This is a genomic window from Nocardia sp. NPDC003345 (genome assembly GCF_053589395.1).
The window spans coordinates 1-6802 of sequence record NZ_JBSFRU010000338.1 but is presented as its reverse complement, the minus strand read 5'-3'; the positions used below and the strand labels follow the sequence as shown (position 1 = coordinate 6802).

Annotated in this window: 8 protein-coding genes; 2 read left to right on the top strand and 6 right to left on the bottom strand. The window is 68.4% G+C overall.

Annotated elements, in window-relative coordinates; translation table 11 throughout:
* Positions 1 to 194: 194 nt before the first annotated feature.
* Genes ACWDU1_RS27135 through ACWDU1_RS27125 form a run of 3 tightly spaced genes read right to left on the bottom strand, consistent with a single transcriptional unit; the run spans position 195 to position 2582 of the window.
* A complete protein-coding gene (locus ACWDU1_RS27135; RefSeq protein WP_450002729.1) occupies positions 195 to 902 on the bottom strand; it encodes a demethylmenaquinone methyltransferase in 708 nt (235 codons plus the stop codon).
* A gap of 59 nt (positions 903 to 961) precedes the next feature.
* Positions 962 to 2104 (bottom strand): glycosyltransferase family 4 protein, encoded by a 1143-nt coding sequence (locus ACWDU1_RS27130; protein ID WP_450002728.1) that lies wholly within the window; start codon positions 2102 to 2104, stop codon positions 962 to 964.
* 4 nt (positions 2105 to 2108) lie between these two features.
* Positions 2109 to 2582, bottom strand: a complete 474-nt coding sequence (locus ACWDU1_RS27125; RefSeq protein WP_450002734.1) for a DUF3592 domain-containing protein — start codon at positions 2580 to 2582, stop codon at positions 2109 to 2111.
* Between the two features lie 212 nt (positions 2583 to 2794).
* On the opposite strand from ACWDU1_RS27125, the gene ACWDU1_RS27120 reads away from it, so the two are divergent.
* Positions 2795 to 3301: a DUF2505 domain-containing protein gene (locus ACWDU1_RS27120; RefSeq protein ID WP_450002726.1), complete on the top strand. Its 507-nt coding sequence runs from the start codon at positions 2795 to 2797 to the stop codon at positions 3299 to 3301.
* A 66-nt stretch (positions 3302 to 3367) separates the two neighbouring features.
* On the opposite strand, the gene ACWDU1_RS27115 is transcribed toward ACWDU1_RS27120, so the two are convergent.
* Genes ACWDU1_RS27115 through ACWDU1_RS27105 form a run of 3 tightly spaced genes read right to left on the bottom strand, consistent with a single transcriptional unit; the run spans position 3368 to position 5585 of the window.
* Positions 3368 to 3820 carry a VOC family protein gene (locus ACWDU1_RS27115; RefSeq protein WP_450002732.1) on the bottom strand — a complete coding sequence of 151 codons (453 nt, stop codon included), beginning with the start codon at positions 3818 to 3820 and terminating at the stop codon, positions 3368 to 3370.
* Between the two features lie 19 nt (positions 3821 to 3839).
* Entirely contained in the window at positions 3840 to 4277 is a 438-nt protein-coding gene (locus ACWDU1_RS27110; RefSeq protein WP_450002731.1) for a helix-turn-helix transcriptional regulator, read from the bottom strand.
* A gap of 36 nt (positions 4278 to 4313) precedes the next feature.
* Positions 4314 to 5585, bottom strand: coding sequence for a geranylgeranyl reductase family protein (locus ACWDU1_RS27105; protein WP_450002724.1), 1272 nt, complete (start codon positions 5583 to 5585; stop codon positions 4314 to 4316).
* Between the two features lie 240 nt (positions 5586 to 5825).
* Here ACWDU1_RS27105 and ACWDU1_RS27100 point away from each other — a divergent pair.
* Positions 5826 to 6802 (top strand): polyprenyl synthetase family protein (locus tag ACWDU1_RS27100; RefSeq protein ID WP_450002722.1); only part of this gene is annotated, 977 nt, incomplete at its 3' end.

The window sequence follows — 6802 nt, the reverse complement described above, 5'->3', positions numbered from 1 at the left end:
AGCGAGGGCCCTGCGGGGTGACGCTGCGCTGCCGCCTCCGGGCCTGACTCGCTCGAGCCGCGTGTATCGGACATGATTCCGATGGTGCCCGCGACCGGTTTCCTCGGGTTTTCCCGATGTTAGGGGCCGATGACATTCCTCTTCACCGGCGAAATTCACAGCGGTGAGGAAAATGAACACGGCCCCGGCGGGTGTCAGCCGCCGAGCTTGTAACCCCGGTGCAGCGCGACCACACCGCCGGTCAGATTCCGCCATTTCACCCCGGACCAGCCGGCCGCCGCGACCCGGCGGCCGAGCTGCCGCTGGTTCGGCCAGGCGCGGATGGATTCGGCCAGGTAGACGTAGGCGTCCGGATTGCTGCTCACCGCGCGGGCGACCCGCGGCAGCGCCTTCATCAGGTACTCCATATAGATGGTCTTGAACACCGGGACGACCGGTGTGGAGAACTCACAGATGACCATCCGGCCGCCGGGTTTGGTGACCCGCAGCAGCTCGCGCATCGCGAGATCGATATCGGCCACATTGCGCAGTCCGAAGGATATGGTCACCGCGTCGAAGGAGTTGTCGGCGAAGGGCAGCGCCATCGCGTCGCCCGCGACCATCGGAACCTTGCGGAACCGGCCCGCCGCCAGCATGCCCTGGGAGAAATCCGTCGCCACGCACCAGGCCCCGGATTTGCGCAGTTCCACCGTGGAGACCCCGGTGCCGGCGGCCAGATCCAGAATCCGCTCACCCGGGCGCGGATCGATCGCCTTCCGGGTCAGCCAGCGCCAATAGCGGTCCTGACCTGCCGATATGACGGTGTTGGTCAGGTCGTATCGCCGCGCCACCCCGTCGAACATCGACGCGACCTCATGCGGCTGTTTGTCCAGCGAGGCCCGGACCGATTGCGTTTTCACCACAGCCCCGACCCTAATGGGCGCCGCGGCGGCGAGTGCATCGGCGACCCGCGCCGGAAGCGTCACGCCGAACGCGGTAACCGGTGATCGGCGCCGATCGCCTCGCTGTAGTGACCCATGAGTTCGGTGCAGACCGCCGGCCAGGTGCGATGCAGAACCGATTTGCGCGCGGCGGCGGCGAAGCGGGCACGCGATACCGGGTCGCGTAAGGCCGCGACCGTGCTCGGCAGCAGTTCGGTGAACTCCGGGACCGGCAGCAGGTAGCCGTTGCGGCAGTGTGAGATCAGGTCGCGGGGCCCGCCCATATCGGGTCCGATCACCGGAACCCCACAGGCCAGCGCCTCCTGGACACCCTGACAGAACGTCTCGTGCTCGCCCGGATGCACCATCACATCGAGGCTCGCATAGGCCTGGGCGAGTTCGTCGCCGCCGAGTTCGCCGGTGAAGATCGCATCGGGCATGGCGGCGGTGAGCTTCGCGCGCTCGGGCCCGTCGCCCACGATCACCAGCTGGATGCCCGGGTCGCCGGACAGCACCGCGAGCCGGTCCACATGTTTCTCCGGCGCGAGCCGTCCCACGAAACCGACGATCAGCTTGTCCTCCGGCCCGGCCCAGACGGTACGCAGGCCGGGTCGCCGGGCTCCGGGGGTGAATCGCACGGTGTCGACGCCGCGGCCCCACCGATGCACCCGGGGTATCCCGTGCCGCGCGAGATCATCGGCCGCCGCGCTGGACGGCGCCAGGGTCCGGACCGCACCCTCGTGGATCCGCCGGGTCCAGCCCCAGGCGGCGCGAGAGGCCAGGCCGAGCCCGTAACTCTTGGCGAATCCGGCCACATCGGTCTGGTAGACGGCCACCGCGGGCAGATCCAGCCGCAGCGCGGCGGCCAACCCGCCCGCACCCAGCAGGAACGGCGAGGCCAGATGCACCACATCGGCATCGAAGGCGTCGAGTGCCTTGACCATGCCGGGCTGTGGCAGGCCCACCGGCAGCGAACTGATCTTGGGCACCATCACCGCGGGCACCCGGTATACCGGGAATCTGCCGTGCCGCCGAGATGCGGGCGGTTGCCCGCGCAGGGAGTCGGGCGCGATGACCAGGGCCTCGTGGCCGTGCTGGTCCAGATGGTCCAGCACCCGGAGTACCGAGTTCACGACGCCGTTCATATTAGGAAGAAATGACTCCGCAACGATGGCTACGCGCACACGCTCAGTGTGGGGGGTCCGATGCCCCCGGGGCGCGTCGGCGATATGACGCCGGATCGAAGATCGGGCGAACACTCATCGAACCGGATTCGGCCCGCGTCAGCAGCCACAGCGCCGGCAGGGCCAGCGCCCAGATGATCGCCAGTACCGAGAGCGCGGGCGGGATCGCGACCCGCACATCCCGGCCCGCCACCCGCACCAGGTCGGGGTCGGCGCGGTTGTATTCGACATTGATCCGCTCACCGGCGGTCAGGTTGGTGGGATACAGGACCCCGACCTTCGGATTGTGGGTCACCCCATCAGGAGTGACGTACATCACCGCCGAGCGCAGGCGTCCGGCGGACAGCACCTCGCCGGTCGTTTCGCCCTTATCCGATTCGATCAGGTAGTCGTTGCGCCACGCGGCCAGCACCAGCAGCAATGTCAGGACACTCAGCGCGACGGCGGCGATCAGCACCCCCACGCGCACTTTCCGCAGCCGTTCGGCGCGGGCCGTATCCGCTGCGTCCGCCGGTTCGGCAGCGGTCGCTACGGGAGCCGGGAGAGGACGGGCATCCGGCTCTCGGACCGGACCGTTCGGCTCGGCGACCTCTGCCTGATCGGGCACGCTGGCTCCTCCGGGATTTCCTGGTCGGGTGGCCGGTTCACGGCACGGCAACAGGCTATCCGGGTGGGCTAGGGTGGGCGCTCATGGCCCGAAAATTCGGCTTCACCCTGTCCTATCCGATCCCGGTGGCCCAGCTCCACGCGGCACTGACCGGGGAAGAACTGTGGCGCGACCGTTTCGCCGACGCCCAGACGGCCACACTGGATCTGTCGCATCCCGGCGGCCCGGGAACCATCAGAATCGCCATGAGTGAGACGATCCGCCCCGACAAGATCCCGGGCATCGTGCGGAAAGTGCTCAAGAGCGATCTGGTCGTCACCCGCGTGGACACCTGGCAGCCGTTGTCCGGCGACACCGCGGAAGGCAGCTTCGAAGGCACCTCGTCGGCGATCTCCTCCCAGATGACCGGCACCTTCCGGCTGCGGCCCGCCGGGGAAGGATCCGAACTGGAGGTATCCGGTTCGGTCAAGGTCAAGGTGCCGATCGTCGGTGGTGCGATCGAACCGCTCGCCGAACAGCTGCAGCGTCGCGTGGTCGAAAGCGAACGCAAATTCATCGTCAACTGGTTCGAGGAACGCGCCTCCGCCTGATGTCCGCACCCCCGGGGCCGGGCCCGCCGCGGCCCCGGGACAACCGAGCGAGACCTGCGGGCCCGCTCACAACTCCGCGCAGGGCGCCGCTACCGGAGTCCCCGGGTCGAATTCCGTCGGCTCGACCAGGACCAGCCAGTTCCCCGAGTTGTCCCGGAACACCGCCTCCACGCCGTACGGGCGTTCGGCCGGTGGCTGCACGAACTCCACCCCCTTGGCGGTGAGCTCCTCGTAGGCCTTGCGGCAGTCCTGGGTCGCCAGCCCCAGCGAGCCGTGACTACCGCCGGCCAGTGAACGGCGAATCGCCTCGGCCAAACCCTCGTCCAGGGGCGGACCCGGCACCATCAGGGTCACCTCGAGTTCGCGATGATCCGGATGGGCCACCGTCACCCAGCGGAACCCGTTGTCGCCCATGGTGATATCGGCGGTTTCCACGAAGCCGAGGACGTCCACATACCAGTTCTTGGCCGCGGTCTGGTCGGTCACATACACCGTGACCAGCGAAATATTCGTGATGATCGGAGTCATGCCTGGAACTCTATGAGCGGGCGGGGCCGCCCGGCTTCTCCGAAATTGCGGTATCGGGCCGGCGGTCGGACAACCCGTGCATGAAGACATAGCAGCCCGGTATCCGCGGGGCGCCGTCGGCGAATTTCGCCTGGTACTCCGAGGGGGAGACGCCGACCAGGTCGGTGAACTTCCGGGAGAAGGAGCCCAGGCTCGTATACCCGACCAGCAGGCAGACCTCGGTCACCGTGGTATTCGTCGCACGCAGCAGATCCTGGGCGCGTTCGATCCGCCGCTGCGCCAGATACACCGCTGGAGTCCGGCCGTAGGCCGCGGCGAAACAGCGCAGGAAATGGTATTTCGACACACCCGCGGCCGCGGCCATCCCGTCGAGATCCAGCGGCCGGGCGTATTCGCGGTCGATGAAATCCCGCGACCGCCGCAGATGCGGAAGCAGATCCTCGGGCACCGGCCGGCCGGTCACGGCTGCATCGCCTGCCGCCGGTCAGCCGAACGGCGCGAGTTCGTCGAAACGCATCGAGGCCCTGCCCGCCGTACGCCAGGCGCGGGCGGTGAGGTCCACATCCTCGTCGGTGACCAGGTTGCCCATCACCCGGACGGCGGTGCGCTGCAGCAGTTTCGAGCGCATCACCGGCGGTCCGCCGATCGGCACCATGCGCGGATGGGTGGCCAGGCCCGCGATGCGCCGCGCCACCGAATAGGTGCGGCCGTATCTGGCACGCAACAGGTCCGGCCACATCCGGGTCAGGTCGGGTTCGTCGAGCAGTTCGGAGAGCATATGGCCGCCCTCCAGGCCGTAATCGATACCTTCGCCGTTCAACGGGTTCACACAGCCCGCCGCATCCCCGACCAGGGCCCAGTTGCGACCGGAGATCCCGGTGACCGCACCGCCCATCGGCAGCAGCGCCGAGGACACCGCCCGTACCGATCCGGTCAGCTCCCATTCCGGCCGGCGCAATTCGGTGTAATGCTCCAGCAGCGGTTTCAACGCGATATGAGACGGCCGCCGCTCGGTGGCCAGCGAACCGACCCCGATATTCACCTCGCCGTTGGCCAGCGGGAACACCCAGCCGTAACCCGGTACCAGGTCGCCGTCGGCGTTGCGCAGCTCCAGATGGGAGGTGATCCACTGATCGTCACTGCGACCGGAAGTGATGTAGGCCCGGGCCGCCACCCCGTACGCGTACCGGCGATGCCACACCCGGCCCAGCTGTTTACCGATCGGGGAGCGGACCCCGTCGGCCACGATCAGGGTGTCGCAGCCGATATCGCGCACCGCCTCACCCGTGCGCACCGTCACCCCGGTCACCCGGTCGCCGTCACGGGAGACATCGACCACCTTCGCGCCGTCGAACATCCGGGCACCGGATTTCACCGCGGTCTCCCGCAGTTTGTCGTCCAATTCGGTGCGCGGGATCGCGCTGCCGTAGGTCGGGAACGAACCACCCGGCCAGGGCAGCAGCGCCTCCCGGCCGAAACCCGTCATCCGGAGGCCGTGATTGACGGTATGCGCGCGCACCCATTCACCCAGGCCCAGATGTTCCAGCTCGGCCGTGGCACGCGGGGTCAGGCCGTCACCGCAGGTCTTATCCCGTGGGAACACCGCGGAATCCAGCAGCAGTACCTCGCGGCCCGCGCGCGCCGCCCACGCCGCGGCCGCCGAACCCGCCGGGCCCGCACCCACCACCAGCACCTCTACCCGTGCGGGCAGCGCATCGGGGAAGCTGTCGGCTGGTGTGGCTCCGGGTGCACCCATGCGGTCAATAGTTACAGGCCGCCGACATCGCTGTCGATGGCGGTACGGTGCCACCATGAGCGAGTCGGCCACGGAGACGGCAGTGCGATACCGTCGCCCGGGCTCCGGCCTCCGTGCCGGAGGCGGACCGATCGCCGGTCTCGTTCATGCGGAGTCATAACGTGATGGTGTTCATGGGCGCTGTGCCGTGAACACGCTAGGTTCATCACCGTGGGGTCGGACGCGTCCTTGGGAGAAGGTATGAGCACATCTGCTGTGAGCGAAGCGGGCACGGTGGTGGCGGGGGTGGACCTCGGCGACGCCGCCCTGGCGGAGACCGTGCGGGGCGGACTCGATCAGGTGGAGAAACTACTCATCGAAGAACTGTCCGACGGCGCGTCGTTCCTGCAGGAAGCCGCGCTGCACCTGGCCAAGGCCGGAGGTAAGCGGTTCCGCCCGCTGTTCACCATCCTCACCGGTCAGCTGGGTCCGCGGCCCGGCGATCCGGACCTCGTCACCGCCGGCACCGTCGTCGAACTCGTCCACCTGGCCACCCTCTACCACGACGACGTCATGGACGAGGCCACCATGCGCCGCGGCGCGGCCAGCGTGAACTCCCGCTGGGGAAACAGCGTCGCCATCCTCGCCGGCGACTACCTGTTCGCCCACGCCTCCCGGCTCACCTCCACCCTCGGCCCCGACGCCGTGCGGATCATCGCCGAAACCTTCGCCGAACTGGTCACCGGCCAGATGCGCGAAACCATGGGCGCCCGGGAATCCGCCGACCCGATCGCCCACTACCTCAAGGTGGTCTGGGAAAAGACCGGCTCGCTGATCGCCGCCTCCGGCCGCTTCGGCGGCACCTTCTCCGGCGCCGGCGACGAACACGTCGAACGATTGGCCCGCCTCGGCGATGTGGTCGGCACGGCCTTCCAGATCTCCGACGACATCATCGATATCTCGTCGGTCTCCGCCCAATCCGGTAAGACCCCCGGCACGGATCTGCGCGAGGGCGTCCACACCCTTCCCGTCCTCTACGCCCTCCGCGAAGAGGGCCCGGTAGGCGACCGGTTGCGCGTTCTGCTGGAGCGGCCCCTGGAATCCGATGCCGAGGTCTCCGAGGCCCTGGAACTGCTCGGGCGGTCGGCCGGGATGAACCAGGCCAAAGAGAAGCTCCGGGAATACGCCGATATCGCCCACACGGAACTAGCGGCGCTGCCGCAGGGCCCGGCCAGCGA

Excerpts from the sequence above, each read along its gene's own strand:
- ACWDU1_RS27120 (WP_450002726.1), top strand. The coding sequence starts at position 2,795 with ATGGCCCGAAAATTCGGCTTCACCCTGTCCTATCCGATCCCGGTGGCC.
- ACWDU1_RS27105 (WP_450002724.1), bottom strand. The coding sequence starts at position 5,585 with ATGGGTGCACCCGGAGCCACACCAGCCGACAGCTTCCCCGATGCGCTG.